Here is a 21,339-nt window from a genome sequence, read left to right on the forward strand (position 1 = left end):
CGTGGTGGTCCCCGTGCGGGGCACGCGAAGGATCCTTTCGCCAGGTCCGTAACGCGCCCACGCAACTGTACGTCCGCCCGATCCACGTCAGCCCGACGGCTAATCCTCACACGATCGGATGAATGAAGGTCGAAGTGTGCGATGACGTGCTCACGCTCCGCTACATTCGCGCCGTTCACTAGGCCATAAGGGCTGCTCACAGGCAATCCGGGCACCAGGGGACCTGGGGGAGGCGAAAGCACGTTCCACGCTGCCCCGAGGCCCTCGGTGACCCGAAAGGCAGGAGACCGCACCGCAGATGACGGAACGACCCGCGCAGCGCACGCCCAATCGACAGCTCGCCGCGCTCATCGCAGAAGCGGGGTTCTCCAACGCAGGTCTCGCCCGCCGCGTGGACCAGCTCGGACTGGAACACGGACTGGACCTGAGATACGACAAGACGTCCGTGACCCGGTGGCTGCGGGGCCAGCAGCCCCGCGGGACCACTCCGGCGCTGATCGCCGAGGTCTTCACCCGCCGCCTCGGCAGGCGCCTGAGCGCGCAGGACCTCGGGCTCGACGCCTGCGCCCCCGTGTACGCGGGGCTGGAGTTCGCCGCGACCCCCGAGGAGGCCGTGGACATCGTCAGCGGCCTGTGGCGCAAGGACTCCGGGAGCCACGCCGAACTCCGCAAGATCGCCTTCACCCCCGCCGGGCTCGTCGTGCCCAGCCGGGACTGGCTGATCGGCCGGGCCGACGACCGGGTCGCCCGCGGTGACCAGCCCTCCCGGATCCCCGCCCAGGGCCGCCCGGCGCCGCCCAAGCTCACGGCACCGCCCGAGCAGGGCGGACCCGGCTCGCGGCAGCGTCCGAGGACGGAACGCGGCCCCGGCCAGCGGGTCACCGGCGGGGACATCGCCGCGCTCCGCTCGGTCGGCGAACTCTTCCGCGCGCTCGACCACGCCTACGGCGGCGGTCACGCCCGTCAGGCGCTGGTCCGCTACCTGGAGCACGAGGCCGAGCCGATGCTGCGCGGCGCGTACGGCGAGCAGACCGGCCGGCACCTGTTCGCCGCCGCCGCCGACCTCACCCGGCTCGCCGGCTGGACGTCGTACGACATCGGCGCGCACGGACTCGCGCAGCGGTACTTCGTCCAGGCGCTGCGCCTCGCGCAGGCCGCGGGCGACCGGGTCTACGGCTCCTACGTGCTCATCACGATGAGCAGGCAGGCCGTCTACCTCGGACACGGCCGCGAGGCCGTGCAACTCGCGCGGGTCGCCCAGCAGGGCCTCGGCTCGGGGGGCCCGCACGTCGTGCAGGCGCTGCTGCACGCCGTCGAGGCGCGCGGCCACGGGGTGCTCGGCGAGGTACGGGCCTGCACGGCCTCCCTGGTCCGGGCCGAGCGCGCGCTGGAGACCTCCAGGACCGGCGACGAGGTTCCGCACTGGGCGCGGTTCTTCGACGAGGCGCAGCTCGCCGACGAGTTCGGGCACTGCCACCGGGACCTCCAGCAGTTCCGGGCCGCCGCGCAGCACGCCGAACGCTCGCTGCAGCTGCGGCCGCCCGGGTACGCGCGCAGCCGGCTGTTCTGCCGGGTGGTGCTCGCCTCGGCGCGGCTCGGGCTCGGTGAGCTGGACCAGGCCTGCCTGCTGGGCGCGGAGGCCGCGGGCCAGGCGGCGGAGATGCGGTCGGCGCGGGCCGTGGAGTACGTACGGGACTTCGAGAAGCGGCTGGAGCCGTACAGGGACGCGGCGCCCGTACGGGGCTACCGGGACAAGGTGGCCGCGCTGAACTGAGCGGCGGCCGGGGCCGTCCCCGGTCTCCGGCCTGGGGTGCCGAAGACCGGGAAGCCATTGCGGCCCGGCCGAGCCCGTCTCAGGGCCTGTCCCCGACCCACCGGGAGACCTGGCCCCGGTCCCTTCCGGGGGCCGGTCGGTCCCCGAGGGGCCGGCCCGCCCGCCGGGAGGACCAACCCGTCGGGAGGCTCGGTGCGTCCTCGGGGTCCGGCCCGTTCGTCCCGAGGCCCGGTTCGTCTCCGGCCCGGGTGGGGTCCCCGTGGCCGGGGACCGGGGTCAGGCGGCGGCGGACTCCAGGTGCTCCGCCGACGGGGCCGGACGGACGTCCAGGTCCGCCAGGAGGGCGTGGGCGGCCCGCCGGGCCGAGTGCAGCGCGCCCTGCACGGTGCTGGTGTCCCGGTGGTCGCCGCACACGTACAGGCCCGCGAGCAGCCGTACCGGGCGCCGCGGGTCGTGCGGCGGCGGCATCGCCGGTACCGCCTCGGGTTCGTGATGGACCGCCAGCAGTTCCCAGCGGGCCGTCGACGTGCCGTAGAGACGGGCCAGCTGGGCGCGGACCATCGCGTCCAGGTGGGTCGCGGCGGGCGGGGTGCCGAGCACGGTCGAGGAGATCAGGGCGCGGCCCGCGGGGGCCCGCGCCGGGTCGACCTGGCTGACGACCGCCGTGTGCGCCACCGGGCCGCCGCGGTCGGCGTCCAGGAGCAGCGCGGCCTCGGTGAGCGGCGGTTCGTCCGTGGTGTGGTGCAGGACGGTCACCGGATGGAAGGCGGGCACGTGCAGTCCGGGCAGGAACCGCGCGGCCTCCCGGGCCCCGGTCGCCAACAGGATGGCCCGGCAGCGGAGTTCGCCGTGGTCCTTCGTCGTCACCCGGGTCGTGGAGACGGCGGTGACGTCGACGCCCGTGTGCACGGTGCCCGGCGGGAGGGCGGCCGCGAGCAGTTCGGGGAGCGCGTCCGCGCCGCCCTCCGGAAGGCACAGCCGGCCCGTCGCGAACGAGTGCAGCGCGAGATCGGCGACGCGGCTCGACGTCCGCAGCTCCGGGTCGCCCAGCAGGGCCGCGAGGAGGGGGCGCAGAAAGGCGTCGACCGTACGGGCCGGGAGACCCCGGGAGGCCAGCGCCCGATCCGCCGGAAGGTCCGGGCGGGCGAGAAGGCGCTCCGGGGGAGTGGCCGCGAGACGCGCGAGGGCCGTGGTGAGGCGGGACTGGTCGAGGGGGCCACCGAGCGGTCCGGGACGCGTGACGCCGCGCGCGGGGCGGGCCAACTGGAGCCGGGGGGCGCTCGCGAGGGCGCGTGCCGTAGTGAGTGCGCCCCTTGCGCTCCGGGGAGTGCCGGGCGCGCCCACGTGGTGGTGCCGTCCGTCGCTGTGCAGCAGGACGCCCGGGGCGAACGGGCGCAGCGCCAGGGCGTCCAGGCCCGGGGTGAGGCGCAGTTCCGGGTACGCGGTGGACAGGAGCCGGCCGAGCCGGTCCAGCCGGAAACCGTCGACTTTCTCCGTGGACATACGGCCGCCCACGTCCGGGGCGGCCTCCAGGACGGCGGTCCTCAGCCCCGCCCCGGTCAGGTGCCGTGCGGCCGCGAGACCGGCGACACCGGCTCCCACGACGACGACGTCCACGTCTTCCGCGATCTCCGCCATGTGCGTGGCTTGGCGTGCGGGCTCTAGCACGTGCCCCTCCTCGAGGTTGCGCGGCCGGTGGGGACGTCATGCCCCCAACACGCTTCTGGGATACCCGAGTTCGGATCGAGGGTGCGAGGTTCGGGCGTACGGGGGAAGTCGCGCGGCGGCCGTGCACGGGGGCATGGGGGGTGCATGTGTCCGCTCCGGCGCACCCGGTGGGCGCCGTGGGGGCGCACACCCGGCGGGGCGGGAGACCCCGCCGTGCGCGCCCCGTCTCAGCCCAGGGCCGCCCGCAGCGTCCCCTCGATCGAGGGGAACGCGAACGTGAAACCCGACGCGAGGAGCCGGGTGGGCAGGACGCGCTGACTGCCCAGGATGTCCTCGGCCATGTCGCCGAGGGCGAGGCGCAGCAGCGGGGCGGGGGCGGTGAGCAGGGTCGGGCGGCGCAGGACCCGGCCCATGGCCTCGGTGATCTCGCGGTTGGTGAGCGGGTCGGGCGCGGTCAGGTTCACCGGCCCGGAGAGGGACTCCGTGTCGATCAGATGCCGGATCGCGGCCACCTCGTCGTGCAGGGCGACATAGCTCCAGTACTGACGCCCGTCCCCCATCCGTCCCCCGACGCCCGCCCGGAACAGCGGGAACAGCCTGGCCCAGGCCCCGCCCTCGCGGGACACCACCAGTCCGGTGCGGGGCAGCACCGTGCGCACCCCCGCCTCCCGCGCGGGAGCGGTCGCCTCCTCCCACTCCACGCAGACGGAGGGCAGGAACCCGTCACCGGGCGGCGCCGACTCGTCCACCGCCCGGTCGCCCGTGTCGCCGTAGAAGCCGATCGCGCTCCCGTTGACGAAGACCCGCGGCGGTTCTTCCAGGGAGGCCACCGCCTCCGCGAGCGTCGCCGTCCCGAGCACCCGGCTGTCGCGGATCTTTCGCTTGTACGTCTCCGTCCAGGGCCGCCCGGCCACCGGCGCCCCCGCCAGATTGACCACCGCGGCACAGCCGAGGAGCCCCACCGCGTCGATCCGCTGCCGCTGCGGATCCCAGCGGACCTCGTCCCGCGAGCGCGGCTCACGGCGCACGAGCCGGACCACCCGGTGTCCGTCCGCGCTCAGGGAGCGCGCCAGCGCGGAGCCGATCAGGCCGGACGCGCCGGCGATCACGATGCGGGAACCCGGGGGCAGCGGTGAATCACTCATGGGTCCATCCTGCCCGTGCCGTGGCGGACTTCACGGAACGGGCAGGATGGCGCGGCGGCCGTACAGTGATCGGCATGTCAGCCGCTCCGCGCATACGCACCGCCACACTCGCCGACGAGGACGCGCTCGGTCGGCTCGACCGCGACACCTGGTCCACGCTGCACGCCGTGGCGCCCCGCCCCCAGCCACCGTACGAACCCTTCTACAGCGAGCGGTTCGGTCCCCGGGACCACCTCGTCGCCGAACTCGACGGCCGGCTGGTGGGATACCTCCGGCTGGGCTTCCCGACCCCGCTCGCCTGCAACGCGCACGTCCGGCAGATCCTCGGCTTCGTCGTCGCCGAGGAGGCGCGCGGCGCGGGGGTGGGCCGCGCGCTGCTGCGGGCGGCGCGGGAGGAGGCCGTCCGCCAGGGAGCCCGGCGCATCACGCTGCGGGTGCTGGGCCACAACGCCCCGGCACGCGGGCTGTACGAGTCCGAGGGGTTCGTCGTCGAGGGGATCATGCCCGGGGAGTTCCTGCTCGACGGCGAGTACGTGGACGACGTCCTCATGGGCCGGACGCTCTGACCGGCCGACGGCCGGCCCGGCGGGGAGCGTGCCGGGGCTCCGGCGGCCACCGCCGTGGCCCTCGTGGCCGCCCGGGTCCCCGGAACCGGGATCAGGAGGTGACGAGCTCGCCCGTCTCCACGCGCGCCGTGGCGTGCGCCGCCTTCCGGGCGTCGGGCGCGACCTCGTGCGCCGTCAGGACGTAGCCCGTCTCGCTGTCCGACGTCGACCGGGCGAAGACCACCCCGTACACCTTGCCTTCGGTGGTCAGCAGCGGGCCGCCGGAGTTGCCCGGGCGGACGGTCGAGCGGATCGAGTAGATCTCCCGGGTCACCGTGCCGGAGTTGTAGATGTTCTGGCCCGTCGCGTTGATGCGGTTCGCGACCGTGGCCGCCTGGAGGTCGAGGCCGCCGTCCTGCGGGTAGCCCGCCACCACCGCGGAGTCACCGCGCGAGGCGACGCCGTCGAACGGGAGCACGGGGGCCCGCAGACCCGGCACGTACAGGACGGCGACGTCCTTCTGCGGGTCGAAGAGCACCACCCGCGCCGGGTAGGGACGTCCGACCCCGCCCACCCGGACGGTCGGCCGGTCGATGCCCGCCACCACGTGCGCGTTGGTCATCACGCGCCGGGGGGAGTAGACGAAGCCGCTGCCCTCGCGCCCCTGGTTGCCCGAGACGCCCTCGACCTTCACGGTGCTCCGCTTGGCGGCGTTCGTCGCCGACTGCGTCACGCTGTCCCCGGACGGCTTGGCGACACCGGCCGTCGGTTCGTTCTCGAACGGGTTGAAGACCTGGGGGAAGCCCGCCTCCGTGAGCGCCGAGGTCGCGCGCGAGAACCAGGCCGGCGTGGTCTCCGGCATCGTCTTCTGCACGGCGCCCAGCAGCGCGGAGTTGCGGATCGACTGCGTGACCACCGTCGAGGAGGACGCGCCGAGGACGCTCGCCGCCACCCAGGCCACCAGCAGCACGGCCAGCGTGTTCGCCGCGGCCCCGCCGATCCCGTCGGCCACCCGCAGCGGCCCCTGGTCCAGCTCGCGACGCAGTTTGAGCGCGAGGCGCCCGGCCAGCTCGTGCCCCACCACGGCGGGCACCAGCACCGTGAGCACCGCCGTCACCGTCGCCGCGGGTGTCCCCGCCGTGGCCAGTTCCATCATCCAGGGCAGCACCCATACGCCGATCACGGCGCCGCCCACGAAACCGGCCAGCGAGACACAGCCGGCGACCAGGCCGCGGCGGTATCCGGACGCCGCGTAGACCAGGATCACCAGCATGAGCAGGAGGTCGAGCACGTCCACGGAGCCGCCTTTCTCTAGGGCCCCTTAGTACGCGTCGGGCAGGCCCAGTGATCAGCCACGCGCGTTCGGTGCCGCCGAAACGGTCACACACCCCTGGACCAGTAGAAACGTCCCGGATACGCCCGATGGTTCCACCAGGTGGCACACCACACATCGCGGCCCGCTCGGATCCGGGTCAGGGTGGCTCCATGCGTGTCTTCCGGAAGACGCGGGGGCCCCGAATACGGAGCGGGGAGCGGGTACACCGCTCCCCGCACCAAGGACGTCACGGACGTCCCGCACACCGGGCCCGCGACCCGCGCGCGCCCTGGGCATCCGGCCCGCCCGGTGCGGGGTGGCCGGGGCCCGAGCGGCTGCCGGCAGGGTTCCTCGTCGTCCTCGGATGCGTGCCCGGCCTGCTCGCCGCCCTGGCGCTGGTGCTGTGCGCGGCCGGGGTGGACCGCACCGCGGCCCGCGCCGCGACGCCGCCCCCGGTGGCGGCGAGGCCCGTCGTGGACCACTCGGCCGTCCAGCCGTCCATCGTGCCCCGGTCGACGTGGCTCGACGCCGCGAGCACGCGCGAGCAGCCGCCGCCCCGCTACGACGACCGTGTCGTCGCGGTCTTCGTCCACCACACCGACTCGCCGAACGGCTACGACTGCGCCGACGTACCCGGCATCATCCGCGACCTCTACGCGGGCCAGACCGGAGCCAAGGACTGGGACGACATCGGCTACAACTTCCTCGTCGACCGCTGCGGCACGATCTACGAGGGCCGCGCGGGCGGCATCGACCGGCCCGTCACCGGGGCGCACGCCCAGGGCTTCAACCACCGCACCGCCGGGATCGCCGCGATCGGCACCTTCACGGCGGGAACCGCGGTGCCGACGGCGATGACCGACGCGATCGCCCGCCTCGCCGCCTGGAAGCTCGGGCTCGCCGGGGCCGACCCCCGGGGCACGGTCCGTCTCGTCTCCAGCAACAGCCTCAGCCGCTACCGGTCGGGGACCTCCGCCGTGTTCTCCACCATCTCCGGCCACAACGACGGCTTCATGACCAGCTGTCCCGGCGCGGCCCTCAGCGCCCGCCTCCCCGAGATCCGCGCGCTGGCCGCCCGCTACCAGAGCCGCTGAGGACCGGCCGACCCCGGGCTCACAGGTACGCCCGGGGTCGCTCACAGACTCCTCGGAGCCGCGCGCCCTACCTTCGCCGTACGCACTGACCGGAGGTGGGGAACATGAGGACGGGCCGGACGGAGACCGCTGGGCACACCGCGAGCGGGGAAGGCACCGGGAAGGAGTCCGCGGGGCGGGCGGGCAGGCGGGCGGGCGGCCGGATGACGGCCGCGCGGGGCCCGTGGGCGGTGATCGGCGCGGTGGTGACGGTCGTGCTCGGCCCGGCCGCGGTCACGGCGTCCGCGCTGGACCGGGCCAACGCGGCCCCGATGCGCCACACACCGGCGCACCGCACCGTACGGGCGGAACCGGCGCACCGCACCGTACGGGCGGAACCGGTGCGGGCGGAACCGGGACGGGCGGAACCGGGACGGGTGTACGGGCCCCCGGGCCTCACGCGCCGGGGGACGGCTGCCTGAGCGGGCCGGACGCCCGCTCCGTCAGTCCTCCCTGAACCGCTCCCACAGCTTCGGGTAGCGCTCCGCGACGACGGGCTCGTTCTCGAAGTCGAGCGGGGTGCCCTCGGGCTCGGCGGCCGCGGCCGGGATGCCCAGGGCGGGCGCCACCGCGCCGGTCAGCTGCTCGTAGGCCTCGTCCGCCGCGTACCCCAGCTCCTCGCCGTCGCCGTCGATCTCCTCGTCGAAGTCGTCCAGGAGTTCGGCGAGCGTGTCGGGGTCGTGCATCGCGCCCTCGAAGACGTCCCGGCCCTGGCCGATCAGCCAGCACCGGAAGAAGTCGAAGGCGTCGTCGCTGACCCCGTCGAGCAGCACCCAGGCGGCGCCCCACAGATCCCAGCGGTAGGCGCGGTTGTAGCGGGACTCGAAGTGCCGGGCGAAGTCCAGGACCGAGACCGGGTCCAGCTGGACGAGCCGCTCGACGAGCAGGTCCGCCTGTTCCTCGGGGTCGCCCTCGGCGGCCTCGCGGGTCGCGTCCACCAGCTGCCAGAACTCCGTCTCGTCCATCACGGCTCCAGCATCGGGCCTGGGCGGGAGGGACGCACGCGGAGTGGCGCAGATTGTTATGCATGCACATGCCGAAGGTAAAACCGCCGGGTTCGTACGGATTTCAAGGGGTCGGCGCGGAGTGCCGCCGCCGGGCCCGGGATCACCGGTAGAGGGACGCCGATCTCGCCGCGTCCCGGGCGCAGCGCTCCCGCAGGCTCGCCGGAGCGAGCACCTCCACCTCGGGCCCGAGCCCCCACAACCGCTCGTGGGCGACGTCCTCGGACTCGACCGGCAGCGTGAGCGTCACCCAGCCCCGCCCGTCGGGGGCGCCGGACGTGCCGAGCGCCTCCTTCGCGGTGGCCGGATCGAGGACGTGCGGCAGGCGTCGTACGCCTTCGGGGGAGAGCCGCACCACGACCTCGGACCGCAGGACGGACCGGGCGAACTCCGCGGCCCGCTCCCGCCAGAACGCCGGCAGGTCGAACCCCTCGTCGCGCCGGAACCGCGCGGAGCCGAGGCCGACAGCGGTGAACCGGTCGATCCGGTACACCCGGAAGTCCTCCGTGTCCGCCACCCGGGCGCACAGGTACCAGACGCCCGCCTTGAGGACGAGCCCGTACGGCTCGAGCGCCCGCTCCACCTCGGAGTCGTCCCGCCGGTAGCGCGCGGCGATCGGGCGGTCGTCCCAGACCGCGTCCGCGACCGAGGGCAGCAGCTCCGGAGTCCGCGGCTCGCTGAACCAGGCGGGCGCGTCCAGGTGGAATCGCTGCGCCGCCGTGTGCGACGCGTCCCGCACGGAGGGCAGCAGCGCCGCCGACACCTTCAGCCGGGCCGCCGAGGCCGTGTCCTGGAGACCCATCTCGCGCAGCGCCCCCGGCACCCCGCTGAGGAACAGCGCCTCCGCCTCGTTCCGCGCCAGGCCCGTGAGCCGGGTGCGGTACCCGCCGATCAGGCGGTAACCGCCGGTCCGTCCCCGGTCCGCGTACACCGGGACGCCCGCCTCCGACAGCGCCTGTGCGTCCCGCGCGACCGTGCGCTCGGACACCTCCAGCTCCCGCGCCAGCTCGGCGGCGGTCATCGACGCACGGGTCTGGAGCAGCAGCACCATCTTGATCAGACGAGCGGCACGCATGCCTTCATCATGCCGGGCACCACCGACAGTACGGAGGGAGAGGGAGAGGGAGAGGGAGAGGGAGAGGGGAGGAGGCGAGAGAGGGGAGGGGGCGGGGAAACGAGAAGGGGTACGGCGGTCGCCGTACCCCTTCTCAGGACTCACACCCGTGCGCTACAGGCCGTAGCGCTCCCGGGCCTCCTTCACCGCGGACGCCTTGACCTCACCGCGGCGGGCGAGCTGCGCCAGCGCCGCGACGACGATCGACTGGGCGTCCACGCCGAAGTGACGGCGGGCCGCGGCACGCGTGTCCGAGAGGCCGAAGCCGTCGGCGCCGAGCGAGGACCAGTCCTGCTCGACCCACTGCGCGATCTGGTCCGGGACCTGGCGCATGTAGTCGGAGACCGCGAGCACCGGGCCCTCGGCGCCCTGGAGCGCGCGGCGGACGAACGGCACCCGCTCCTCGCCGCGCAGCAGGGCCGCGTCGGCCTCCAGCGCGTCGCGGCGCAGCTCGGTCCAGGAGGTCGCGGACCACACGTCGGCGGCCACGCCCCACTCCTCGGCGAGCAGCTTCTGGGCCTCCAGCGTCCAGTGGATCGCCGTGCCGGAGCCGATCAGCTGGATGCGCGGAGCGTTCGCCGCGGCCACGTTCAGCCCGGCGGACTCCACCGTGTTGAAGCGGTACAGGCCCTTGAGGATGCCCTCGTCGACCCCGGCCGGCTTGGCGGGCTGCGGCATCGGCTCGTTGTAGACGGTCAGGTAGTAGAAGACGTCCTGGTCCTCGCCCGGGGCCGCCTCGCCGTACATCCGGCGCAGACCGTCCTTGACGATCGCCGCGATCTCGTACGCGAACGCCGGGTCGTAGGAGAGCGCCGCGGGGTTGGTCGCCGCGATGACCGGGGAGTGGCCGTCGGCGTGCTGCAGGCCCTCACCGGTGAGGGTCGTACGGCCCGCGGTGGCGCCGACCAGGAAGCCGCGGCCGAGCTGGTCGCCGAGCTGCCACATCTGGTCGGCCGTGCGCTGCCAGCCGAACATCGAGTAGAAGATGTAGAAGGGGATCATCGCTTCGCCGTGCGTGGAGTACGCGCTGGACGCGGCGATGAAGTCCGCCATGGAACCGGCCTCGGTGATCCCCTCGTTGAGGATCTGGCCGTCCTTGGCCTCCTTGTAGTACATCAGCTGGTCGCGGTCGACCGGCTCGTACGTCTGGCCCTTGGGCGAGTAGATGCCCAGCGACGGGAAGAGCGACTCCATACCGAAGGTACGGGCCTCGTCCGGGACGATCGGTACCCAGCGGCGGCCGGTCTGCTTGTCGCGGACCAGGTCCTTGACCAGCCGGACGAACGCCATCGTCGTCGCCAGGTTCTGCGTGCCGGAGCCCTTGTCGAAGGACGCGAACGTCTTGTCGGCGGGGGCCGGCAGCGGGGCCAGGGCGTGCGTGCGGCGGGCCGGGGCCGGACCGCCGAGGGCCGCGCGGCGCTCCTGGAGGTAACGGACCTCGGGGGAGTCGGCGCCCGGGTGGCCGTAGGGGACCACGCCGTCGACGAACTGGCTTTCGGAGATGGGCAGTTCGAGCAGATCACGCATCTGCTTGAACTCGTCCGTCGACAGCTTCTTCATCTGGTGGTTGGCGTTCTTCGACGCGAAGCCCGCACCGAGGGTGTGGCCCTTGACCGTCTGGGCCAGGATCACCGTCGGCGCGCCCTTGTGGGCGAGGGCGGCGCGGTAGGCCGCGTACACCTTGCGCGACTCGTGGCCGCCGCGGGAGAGGTGGAAGCACTCGAAGATCTTGTCGTCGCTCAGCAGCTTCGCCATCTCGACGAGCGCCGGGTCGGAGCCGAAGAAGTCCTGGCGGATGTAGGCCGCGTCGCGGGTCTGGTACGTCTGCACCTGCGCGTCGGGAACCTGGCGCAGGCGGCGGACGAGCGCGCCCGTGGTGTCGAGCTGGAACAGCTCGTCCCAGGCGTTGCCCCACAGCGACTTCACGACGTTCCAGCCGGCGCCGCGGAACTGCGCCTCCAGCTCCTGCACGATCTTGAAGTTCGCGCGGACCGGACCGTCGAGGCGCTGCAGGTTGCAGTTGATGACGAAGGTCAGGTTGTCGAGACCCTCGCGGGCGGCGAGCGCGAGGGCGGCCGTCGACTCGGGCTCGTCCATCTCGCCGTCACCGAGGAACGCCCACACGTGGGACGCGGAGACGTCCTTGATGTTGCGGTTCGTCAGGTAGCGGTTGAAGCGGGCCTGGTAGATCGCCGACAGCGGGCCGAGGCCCATGGAGACGGTCGGGAACTCCCAGAGCCAGGGCAGCCGGCGCGGGTGCGGGTACGACGGGAGGCCGTTGCCGGCCGACTCCTGGCGGAAGTTGTCCAGGTGCCCCTCGTTCAGGCGTCCGTCGAGGAACGCGCGGGCGTAGATGCCGGGGGAGGCGTGGCCCTGGATGTAGAGCTGGTCGCCGGACCCGTCACCCTCCTTGCCCTTGAAGAAGTGGTTGAAGCCGGTCTCGTAGAGCCAGGCCGCGGAGGCGAAGGTGGCGATGTGGCCGCCGACGCCGTGCTTCGCGCCCCGGGTCACCATCGCGGCCGCGTTCCAGCGGTTCCACGCGGTGATCCTGGCCTCCATCGCCTCGTCACCGTCGACGACGGGCTCGGCGGCGGTGGGGATGGTGTTGACGTAGTCGGTCTCGAGCAGCTTGGGCAGCGCGAGACCGTTGCCCTCGGCGCGCTCCAGCGTGCGGCGCATCAGGTACGCGGCACGGTGCGGCCCGGCCGCCTGGGTGACGGCGTCCAGGGAGGCCTGCCATTCGGCGGTCTCCTCGGGGTCGCGGTCCGGGAGCTGGTCGAGCTCGCTCGGCTGGATTGCGGTGGGGTCGGTCATTGCGCCGCCTTCCGGATGCGGAGGGGGGTTCCCTCATCGGCAAGGGGTGTTCGGGGGTGCCCTTGGTCTATGGCAGGACAGGGCGGAGGGCCCTTGTAGGAGCCCGTCGGTGACTGTAACTCCCTGATCGATGATCGATCAAAGGTTCTGAGGGAAAACCTCTTCAGATCGGAAAAGTCGGCACGGGGTGCCTGGAAGTCAGGCACGGGGTGCCGTGGAAAACGGCGATTCTCGCAGGTGGGAGCACGTCTGAGCGCGCGTGTGCTCCCCTGCGCCGCCGTTGTCCGGACGCCCTCACGGGCGCGGGGCGCATCCGAGGACATGGCCCTTCACGAGGTCGGCGATCAGCGGATCACGCCGCCGGAACGCGTCCACGAGGGCCTCGTGCTCCTCCGCGTACGACTGCTGCACCGTTCCCAGCCACCGGATGGACAGGGCGGTGAAGACCTCGATGCCCAGGCCCTCCCAGGTGTGCAGCAGCACGGAGTTCCCGGCCGCCCGGACCAGCTCGCGGTGGAACCCCACCGTGTGCCGCACCTGACCGGTGCCGTCGGCCAGCCGGTCGGCCTCGTACAGCGCGGTCACGTGCGGTTCCAGGGCCGAGCAGTCCACGGCGAGCCGTTCGGCCGCCAGCTCCGCGGCGATGGCCTCCAGACCGGCCCGCACGGGGTAGCTCTCCTCCAGGTCGGCGGCGGTCAGGTTCCGCACGCGCACGCCCTTGTTCGGCGCCGACTCGATCAGCCGCAGCGACTCCAGCTCGCGCAGCGCCTCCCGCACCGGGGTCTGGCTGACCTCCAGCTCGGTGGCGATCCGCCGCTCCACGATCCGCTCGCCCGGCTTCCAGCGCCCGCTGACGATCCCCTCCACGATGTGCTCGCGGATCTGTTCGCGCAGCGAGTGGACGACGGGCGCGGTCATGAAGGCTCCTTTGACAGGGGTGCGGGACCCCGAGGGCGTTTGACCTTTAGACAATAAGGCCGCGCCCCGGCCGGTGAGAGGCGCATGGCGGCGCTTTCCCGCAGGTGAGACGAGACTTACACGCAGTCAGAGTGTTCCCGGCCGTACGGGCTCGTACCGGGTGAAGTCGGGATTCGTGCCGTCGTTGTGATCGTCGGACGCGGGCTGCGGCGGAAGAACGGCGGCCGCGGGCACCCGGCCCGGGGAAACACGGCACCCCCGCCCGGAAGTCCGGACGGGGGTGCCGAGTCGCTGTGCGAGCGGTGCGGGTTACAGGCCGAGCTCGACCTCGAACTCGCCCGCCTCCAGGATCGCCTTGACCGCGCTCAGGTAACGGGCCGCGTCGGCGCCGTCCACCAGGCGGTGGTCGTAGGAGAGCGTCAGGTAGGTCATGTCGCGGACACCGATCACGGTGCCCTCCTCCGTCTCGATGACGGCCGGACGCTTGACCGTGGCACCGATGCCGAGGATCGCGACCTGGTTCGGCGGCACGATGATCGTGTCGAAGAGCGCGCCGCGCGAGCCGGTGTTGGAGATGGTGAAGGTACCGCCGGACAGCTCGTCCGGGGTGATCTTGTTCGACCGGACCTTGCCCGCCAGGTCGGCGGTGGCCTTGGCGATGCCGGCGATGTTCAGGTCGCCCGCGCCCTTGATGACCGGGGTCATCAGGCCCTTCTCCGAGTCCACCGCGATACCGATGTTCTCGGTGTCGAAGTAGCTGATCGTGCCCTCGGCCTCGTTGATCCGGGCGTTGATGACCGGGTGGGCCTTCAGCGCCTGGGCCGCCGCCTTCACGAAGAACGGCATCGGGGAGAGCTTGACGCCCTCACGGGCCGCGAAGGAGTCCTTCGCCTGCGCGCGGAGCCTCATCAGCTTGGTGATGTCGACCTCGACGACCGAGGACAGCTGCGCCTGCTCGCGCAGGGCCTTCACCATGTTGTCGCCGATGACCTTGCGGATGCGGGGCATCTTGACGGTCTGGCCGCGCAGCGGCGAGACCTCCAGGACCGGGGCCTTCTTCGCGGCGGCGGCCGGGGCGGCGACCGGAGCCGGAGCCTTGGCGGCGGCCTTCGCGGCCTCGGCGGCGGCGATGACGTCCTGCTTGCGGATACGGCCGCCGACGCCGGTGCCCTTGACCGCGGCCAGGTCGACGCCGTTCTCGGCGGCGAGCTTGCGCACCAGCGGGGTCACGTACGCGCCGTCGTCACCGGCGGTCGCGGCGGGCGTCGGGGCCGGGGTGACGGGGGCGGGAGCGGCCACCGGCGCGGGAGCCGGCGCGGCGGGCTGGACCGGGGCCGGGGCGGCGGCCGGAGCGGCCGGAGCCGGGGCCGCGGGGGCCGGAGCCGGAGCGGCGGGGGCCGTAGGAGCCGCGGGAGCCGAGGCGGGGGCCGCCGGAGCGGCGGGCGCGGGGGCGGCCGGAGCGGCGGGCGCGGGGGCGGCCGGAGCGGCACCCGGAGCGCCGATGACGGCGAGCTTGGCGCCGACCTCGGCGGTCTCGTCCTCGCCGACCACGATCTCCAGCAGCACGCCGGCGACCGGCGCGGGGATCTCGGTGTCGACCTTGTCCGTGGAGACCTCGAGCAGCGGCTCGTCCTCCGCGACCTCCTCGCCGACCTCCTTCAGCCAGCGGGTGACGGTGCCCTCGGTGACCGACTCGCCCAGCGCGGGCAGCACGACGTCGGTACCGGAGGCGCCACCGGCCGGAGCGGCGGGGGCGGCGGCGGGCGCCTCCGGGGCCGGGGCTTCGGGAGCCTCGGCGACCGGGGCGGGAGCGGCCGGAGCGGCGGCCGGGGCCGGGGCCTCGGCGGCGGGAGCCTCGGCAGCGGCGGCGGGCGCGCCCGTGCCGTCGTCGATGACGGCCAGCTCGGCGCCGACCTCGACGGTCTCGTCCTCGGCGACCTTGATGGACGCCAGGATGCCGGCGGCGGGAGAGGGGATCTCGGTGTCGACCTTGTCCGTCGACACCTCCAGCAGCGGCTCGTCGGCCTCGACGCGCTCGCCCTCGGCCTTCAGCCAGCGGGTGACAGTGCCCTCGGTGACGCTCTCACCGAGTGCCGGAAGGGTTACGGAAACCGGCATGGTTTCTGTTGCTCCTTATCGGGTCTCCCCGGCTCGATCGGGATCGAGAGCCGGGGAAGGTGCGGAAGTCTGTGGTCGTCGTCGCGCCCTGCTCGACGCGGTGACTGGGGACAGCCGGCGGCCGGGGGAGTCCCCCGGCCGGAGCCGATCAGTCGTGCGCGTGCAGCGGCTTGCCCGCGAGGGCGAGGTGGGCCTCGCCGAGCGCCTCGTTCTGCGTCGGGTGGGCGTGGATGAGCTGAGCGACCTCGGAGGGCAGCGCCTCCCAGTTGTAGATCAGCTGGGCCTCGCCGACCTGCTCGCCCATGCGGTCGCCGACCATGTGGACGCCGACCACGGCACCGTCCTTCACCTGGACGAGCTTGATCTCGCCCGAGGTGTTCAGGATCTTGCTCTTGCCGTTGCCCGCCAGGCTGTACTTGAGAGCGACGACCTTGTCCGCACCGTAGATCTCCTTGGCCTTGGCCTCGGAGATGCCCACGGAGGCGACCTCGGGGTGGCAGTACGTCACCCGGGGGACACCGTCGTAGTCGATCGGGACGACCTTCTGGCCGGCCAGACGCTCAGCGACCAGCATGCCCTCGGCGAAGCCGACGTGCGCGAGCTGGAGCGTCGGGACGAGGTCGCCGACCGCGGAGATGGTCGGGACGTTGGTGCGCATGTACTCGTCGACCAGGACGTAACCGCGGTCCATCGCGACGCCCTGCTCCTCGTAGCCGAGACCGGCGGAGACCGGTCCGCGGCCGACGGCGACGAGCAGGACCTCGGCCTCGAACTCCTTGCCGTCGGCGAGGGTGACCTTGACACCGGTGTCGGTGTACTCGGCCTTCGAGAAGAAGGTGCCCAGGTTGAACTTGATGCCGCGCTTGCGGAACGCGCGCTCAAGAAGCTTGGAGGAGTTCTCGTCCTCGACGGGGACGAGGTGCTTGAGCCCCTCGATGACCGTCACCTCGGTGCCGAAGGACTTCCACGCCGAGGCGAACTCGACGCCGATCACGCCGCCGCCGAGCACGATCGCGGACCGCGGTACGCGGTCCAGGACGAGCGCGTGGTCGGACGAGATGATGCGGTCGCCGTCGATCTCCAGGCCCGGCAGCGACTTCGGCACGGAGCCGGTCGCGAGGAGCACGTGACGGCCCTGGATCCGCGAGCCGTTCACGTCGACGGAGGTCGGGGAGGACAGGCGGCCCTCACCCTCGATGTACGTCACCTTGCGGGACGCGATGAGACCCTGCAGACCCTTGTACAGGCCCGAGATGACCCCGTCCTTGTACTTGTGGACGGCGGGTACGTCGATGCCCTCGAAGGTGGCCTTGACGCCGAACTGCGCGCTCTCGCGGGCCTGGTCGGCGATCTCGCCCGCGTGCAGCAGGGCCTTCGTGGGGATGCACCCACGGTGCAGGCAGGTACCGCCGACCTTGTCCTTCTCGATCAGGGCGACGTCCAGGCCCAACTGCGCTCCGCGCAGCGCCGCGGCGTAACCGCCGCTACCGCCGCCGAGGATCACTAGGTCGAAAACGGTGCTGGCGTCGTTCGCCACGTCACGTCCTCCATGCATGTGCGCCGTAACGCCGGGCACCGTTGTCCCTCGCGGGTGGTTGACCGGTCGGTCGGCTGGTGTCCGGCCGCTCTTTCTACGGCCCTGTGGTGGGGGCCCTGTCCTGCCGAGAACCCATCTTCGCACTTGTCGAGGGCGAGCGAGACGCCGGGCCGGTGTGTGGGACGTCTGATCCATCACGTCGACGGGGTGCGGAGCCGGGTGAACCCGCGGATTTCGTCGAGGGCGAAACCTCCGTACGGCCATACGGACGGCCCCGGGCGGGAGAACGCCCGGGGCCGTCCGCCGTACGAAGGCTCAGCCCAGGTCGCCGGCCGCCGTCAGCTCGGCGAGGCGGACCAGGGTGCGGACCGCGGAACCGGTGCCGCCCTTGGGGGTGTAGCCGAACGGGCCGGCCTCGTTGAACGCGGGGCCCGCGATGTCCAGGTGCGCCCAGGTGATGCCCTCGCCCACGAACTCGCGCAGGAACAGACCGGCCACCAGGCCGCCGCCCATGCGCTCGCCCATGTTGGCGAGGTCGGCGGTGGGGGAGTCCATGCCCTTGCGCAGGTGCTCGGGCAGCGGCATCGGCCAGGACTCCTCGCCGACCTCCTCGGCGGCCTCGACGATCGAGGCGCGGAAGGAGTCGTCGTTGGCCATCACGCCGAAGGTGCGGTTGCCCAGCGCCAGGACCATCGCGCCGGTCAGCGTCGCCACGTCGACGATCGCGTCCGGCTTCTCCTCGGACGCCTTCCACAGCGCGTCCGCGAGGACCAGCCGGCCCTCGGCGTCGGTGTTGAGGACCTCGACGGTCTTGCCGCTGTACATGCGCAGGACGTCACCCGGGCGGGTGGCGGAGCCCGAGGGCATGTTCTCGGCCAGCGCGAGCCAGCCGGTGACGTTGACCTCCAGGCCGAGACGCGCGGCGGTGACCACGGCGGCGAAGACCGCGGCGGCGCCCGCCATGTCGCACTTCATCGTCTCGTTGTGCCCGGCGGGCTTGAGGGAGATGCCGCCCGAGTCGTAGGTGATGCCCTTGCCGACGAACGCGAGGTGCTTGGTCGCCTTGGAGGAGGTGTACGACAGCTTCACCAGGCGGGGACCGGCGGCCGAACCGGCGCCGACGCCGAGGATGCCGCCGAAGCCGCCCTTGACCAGGGCCTTCTCGTCGAGCACCTGCACCTTGACGCCGTGCTCCTTGCCGGCCGCGGTGGCGACGGCGGCGAAGGACTCCGGGTTGAGGTCGTTCGGCGGGGTGTTGACGAGGTCGCGGGCGCGGTTGAGCTCCTCGGTCACGGCGGTGGCGCGCGCGATCGCCGCCTTGTACGCCGCGTCCCGGGGCTTGCCGCCGAGCAGCGCGGCCTCGCCGAGCGGGCCCTTGCCGTTCTTGGCGGCGTCGCCCCGGCCGGTCTCCTTGTAGGCGTCGAAGCCGTACGCGCCCAGGCGGGCGCCCTCGGCCACGGCACCGGCGTCGGCGGCGTCGGTGATCGGCAGCGCGAACGCGGCCTTCTTGGCACCGGCGAGCGCGCGGGCGGCGACTCCGGCCGCGCGGCGCAGCGCCTCGGCGTCGAAGCCGGCGTCCTGCTCGGGAACCGCTCCCAGGCCGACGGCCACCACGACGGGGGCCTTGAACCCGGACGGGGCGGGCAGCTTGGTCACCTCGCCCTCGGACCCGGAGGCGCCGAGGGTCTCCAGGATTCCGGCGAGTCCGCCGTCGTACGCCTTGTCCACGGCCTCGGCGCCCGGTGCGACGACCGGGCCCTTGGGGCCCTTCGCGACACCGACGACGATCGCGTCGGCCCGCAGACCGGACGCTGCGGCGGTGCTGAGAGTGAGAGCAGTCACGGTGGTGAGATCTCCGCTTCCATGTGAAATGTGGTGTGGCCGAGTGGGGTGGGTCGACCGGGCCCGACGGCTGACCCTAGATCCGTCCTCGGGGGCGGTCCTTGCCGGGGCCCTGGCGGGGCGGGCGAAGTACCCGGGACGAGCCTACGCTCGGGGCCGGGTTTCGCTCATTTCTCCGGGCGTTCACCCACAAGTGGCGGCCTGTCGAATTCTCGCCCCTCACTCCCGGTGACCTAAGACACACTCGTCGTGTTCCAGTGGGCACGGCGCTCACTGCTTTGCACGATTTCCACAGATTCCCCACAGTTTCGACCCGTGGGGGGTCTTCGAGGGGGAGGCGCTACATATGGCACAGAGTCTGCACCGATGGAGAGGAACGGCCGCCGTCCTGGGGGCGGCCGGACTCCTCGCGCTGGGAGTGGGGGCACCCGGCGCATCCGCGGCCACCGCGTCGCGGATCGACCTGAAGGTCCTGGTCGTCGACAACGGCGCGGGACAGGTCGGGGCCATCACCGCGGAGCTGAAGAACTCCGGCATCCCGTACACCACCGTCAACCTCGGTGACGCGGGCCGCCCGACCATCAACGCGACGTTCCTGAGCGACACCGTGAACGGCGCTCCGCGCGCCAAGTACCAGGGTGTCGTCCTGCCGAACGAGGCGCCGTTCGGCGCGGGTTCGGCCGAACAGGCCGCGTTGGAGGCGTACGAGAAGACGTTCGGCATCCCGCAGGTCGACGCCTACACCTGGGCGCACCCCGAGGTCGGGCTCGACTACACCGACTCGAACGGCGGCTGGTCCGGCGTTCTGGACGGCGCGCAGACACAGATCACCGCGGCGGGCACGACCGGCCCGTTCCGCTACCTCGACGGACCGCTGACCTTCGAGGACATCGACCCGGCGGTCCAGGAGAGCTACGGCTACGCGGCCCACCCGAGGGAGGGGTTCACCAGCTACCTGAACGCGCCCTCGGGCGGTTCGATGCTCGGTCAGTACGAGCACGACGGGCGCCGCGAGCTCGTGCTGACCTTCGCGTACAACCAGTACCAGAAGCAGTTCAAGGTCCTCGCGCGCGGCATCGTCGAGTGGCTCACGCAGGGCGTGCACCTCGGACAGAGCAGGAACTACTTCGCCGTCCACGTCGACGACGTCTTCGCGCCCGACGCCCGCTGGGACGCCGACCGCAACTGCACGCCCGGCGACATCGACTGCGCGGGCGGCAACGGCGAGGACACCACCACGCCGATCCGGATGACCGCGGACGACGCCGCCTACGCCGCCCAGTGGGAGGCCGACCACGGGTTCACGCTCGACATGGTCTTCAACGCGGGCGCCGGCGAGGAGTGGAAGGCCGAGAACGGAGGCACCGACGCCCTCACCGCGCGGCTGCTCGCCGACAAGGCCAAGTTCCGCTGGATGAACCACACGTACATGCACCCGTTCCTCGGCTGCGTCCAGGACACCACGACCGTGCCCTGGACCTGCTCGAAGAACGCCGACGGCTCGACGAAGTACATGAGCCGCGCCGACATCTCCGCGGAGATCTCGAAGAACAACAACTGGGCGTCCTCCCACGGCCTGTCCATCGACCGCACCGAGCTGGTGACCGGCGAGCACTCGGGTCTCAAGACGCTGCCCCAGCAGCCCGTCGACAACCCGAACCTCGCGGGCGCGCTGTCCGCGAACGGCGTCAAGTGGACCGGCTCCGACAACTCCCGTGAGCCCGAGCAGCGCGCGGTCGGCAGCGCCCTGACCGTGCCCCGCTACCCGATGAACATCTACTACAACGCGGCCAAGGACGAGGAGATGGCCGACGAGTACAACTGGATCTACACCTCGAAGGCCGACGGCGGCAGCGGCGTCTGCGAGGGCAACGCGACGTCCACCTGCCTGTCGGCCCCGCTGGACACGGCCACCGGCTACGCGGACTACATCGTCCCGATGGAGGCGCGCACCGCGCTCGGGCACGCCATCGGCAACGACCCGCGCCCGCACTACGTCCACCAGGCGAACCTGGCCGAGGACCGCATCCTCTACCCGGTCCTGGACAAGGTGCTCGCCGACTACAAGGCCATCTACGCCGACAACACCCCGCTGCAGAACCCGCGGCAGAGCGCCATCGGCACCGAGATGCAGCGCCGCACCGCGTGGCAGGCGGCCGTGGCGAACGGCAAGGTCACCGGCTACCGCGTCGGCAACACCGTCACCGTCACCGCCCCGTCGGGCACCCAGATCCCGGTGACCGTGCCCACCGGGACCAGGAAGCAACTCGTGATCGGCACCGCCGCGTTCGGAACGGCCTACGCCGGACAGCTCAACGACTGGACCAAGCCGGAGCTCCTTCAGTCCGCGCTCAAGCTGAACCTGCCTGCCTGAGCAGGGCAGTTCCACGGTTCGACGCGCACCCCGGCCCG

The 21,339-nt window shown here is 72.6% G+C and carries 15 protein-coding genes; 5 read left to right on the forward strand and 10 right to left on the reverse strand.

The features are described 5' to 3' along the window. The first annotated feature begins 298 nt into the window (after window positions 1–298). Window positions 299–1,774 (forward strand): regulator, encoded by a 1,476-nt coding sequence (locus ACFYW7_RS04180; RefSeq protein ID WP_389497600.1) that lies wholly within the window; start codon window positions 299–301, stop codon window positions 1,772–1,774. 276 nt (window positions 1,775–2,050) lie between these two features. Here the strand turns inward: ACFYW7_RS04180 and ACFYW7_RS04185 are convergent, their stop codons facing one another. Both ACFYW7_RS04185 and ACFYW7_RS04190 read right to left on the reverse strand, forming a co-directional pair. After that, on the reverse strand, window positions 2,051–3,412 hold the full coding sequence (locus tag ACFYW7_RS04185; protein WP_389498566.1) for an NAD(P)/FAD-dependent oxidoreductase: 1,362 nt from the start codon (window positions 3,410–3,412) through the stop codon (window positions 2,051–2,053). Window positions 3,413–3,669: 257 nt separating this feature from the next. Then, window positions 3,670–4,587 carry a TIGR01777 family oxidoreductase gene (locus ACFYW7_RS04190; RefSeq protein ID WP_389497602.1) on the reverse strand — a complete coding sequence of 306 codons (918 nt, stop codon included), beginning with the start codon at window positions 4,585–4,587 and terminating at the stop codon, window positions 3,670–3,672. Between the two features lie 74 nt (window positions 4,588–4,661). Between ACFYW7_RS04190 and ACFYW7_RS04195 the strand changes: the two genes are divergently transcribed. Continuing rightward, window positions 4,662–5,153 carry a GNAT family N-acetyltransferase gene (locus ACFYW7_RS04195; RefSeq protein ID WP_389497604.1) on the forward strand — a complete coding sequence of 164 codons (492 nt, stop codon included), beginning with the start codon at window positions 4,662–4,664 and terminating at the stop codon, window positions 5,151–5,153. Between the two features lie 91 nt (window positions 5,154–5,244). Here the strand turns inward: ACFYW7_RS04195 and ACFYW7_RS04200 are convergent, their stop codons facing one another. Beyond that, complete coding sequence (locus ACFYW7_RS04200; RefSeq protein ID WP_389497606.1) at window positions 5,245–6,429, reverse strand: MarP family serine protease; 1,185 nt, start codon at window positions 6,427–6,429, stop codon at window positions 5,245–5,247. A gap of 386 nt (window positions 6,430–6,815) precedes the next feature. Between ACFYW7_RS04200 and ACFYW7_RS04205 the strand changes: the two genes are divergently transcribed. Together ACFYW7_RS04205 and ACFYW7_RS04210 are read left to right on the forward strand one after the other, a co-directional pair. Further along, complete coding sequence (locus ACFYW7_RS04205; RefSeq protein WP_389497608.1) at window positions 6,816–7,541, forward strand: peptidoglycan recognition protein; 726 nt, start codon at window positions 6,816–6,818, stop codon at window positions 7,539–7,541. 104 nt (window positions 7,542–7,645) lie between these two features. Continuing rightward, a complete protein-coding gene (locus ACFYW7_RS04210; RefSeq protein ID WP_389497610.1) occupies window positions 7,646–8,002 on the forward strand; it encodes a hypothetical protein in 357 nt (118 codons plus the stop codon). Between the two features lie 21 nt (window positions 8,003–8,023). Here ACFYW7_RS04210 and ACFYW7_RS04215 read toward each other — a convergent pair whose 3' ends face one another. The 7 genes from ACFYW7_RS04215 to ACFYW7_RS04245 form a co-directional block, all read right to left on the reverse strand. Continuing rightward, complete coding sequence (locus tag ACFYW7_RS04215) at window positions 8,024–8,545, reverse strand: DUF4240 domain-containing protein (protein ID WP_389498568.1); 522 nt, start codon at window positions 8,543–8,545, stop codon at window positions 8,024–8,026. A 142-nt stretch (window positions 8,546–8,687) separates the two neighbouring features. Then, window positions 8,688–9,659, reverse strand: a complete 972-nt coding sequence (locus ACFYW7_RS04220; RefSeq protein WP_389497612.1) for a helix-turn-helix transcriptional regulator — start codon at window positions 9,657–9,659, stop codon at window positions 8,688–8,690. 153 nt (window positions 9,660–9,812) lie between these two features. Then, complete coding sequence (gene aceE, locus ACFYW7_RS04225) at window positions 9,813–12,512, reverse strand: pyruvate dehydrogenase (acetyl-transferring), homodimeric type (RefSeq protein ID WP_389497613.1); 2,700 nt, start codon at window positions 12,510–12,512, stop codon at window positions 9,813–9,815. A gap of 294 nt (window positions 12,513–12,806) precedes the next feature. Then, on the reverse strand, window positions 12,807–13,430 hold the full coding sequence (locus ACFYW7_RS04230) for a GntR family transcriptional regulator (protein ID WP_389497615.1): 624 nt from the start codon (window positions 13,428–13,430) through the stop codon (window positions 12,807–12,809). A gap of 309 nt (window positions 13,431–13,739) precedes the next feature. Next, the gene (sucB, locus tag ACFYW7_RS04235) at window positions 13,740–15,548 is read right to left on the reverse strand and encodes a 2-oxoglutarate dehydrogenase, E2 component, dihydrolipoamide succinyltransferase (RefSeq protein WP_389497617.1); all 1,809 of its coding nucleotides are present in this window, start codon (window positions 15,546–15,548) and stop codon (window positions 13,740–13,742) included. Window positions 15,549–15,696: 148 nt separating this feature from the next. After that, window positions 15,697–17,085, reverse strand: coding sequence for a dihydrolipoyl dehydrogenase (gene lpdA, locus ACFYW7_RS04240; protein WP_389497619.1), 1,389 nt, complete (start codon window positions 17,083–17,085; stop codon window positions 15,697–15,699). 315 nt (window positions 17,086–17,400) lie between these two features. Beyond that, window positions 17,401–18,927: a leucyl aminopeptidase gene (locus ACFYW7_RS04245; RefSeq protein ID WP_389497621.1), complete on the reverse strand. Its 1,527-nt coding sequence runs from the start codon at window positions 18,925–18,927 to the stop codon at window positions 17,401–17,403. Window positions 18,928–19,273: 346 nt separating this feature from the next. On the opposite strand from ACFYW7_RS04245, the gene ACFYW7_RS04250 reads away from it, so the two are divergent. Then, window positions 19,274–21,301, forward strand: coding sequence for a hypothetical protein (locus ACFYW7_RS04250; protein WP_389497623.1), 2,028 nt, complete (start codon window positions 19,274–19,276; stop codon window positions 21,299–21,301). Window positions 21,302–21,339 lie beyond the last annotated feature (38 nt).

The sequence above is a fragment of the Streptomyces sp. NPDC002580 genome, from assembly GCF_042889485.1.
Classification (GTDB): domain Bacteria; phylum Actinomycetota; class Actinomycetes; order Streptomycetales; family Streptomycetaceae; genus Streptomyces.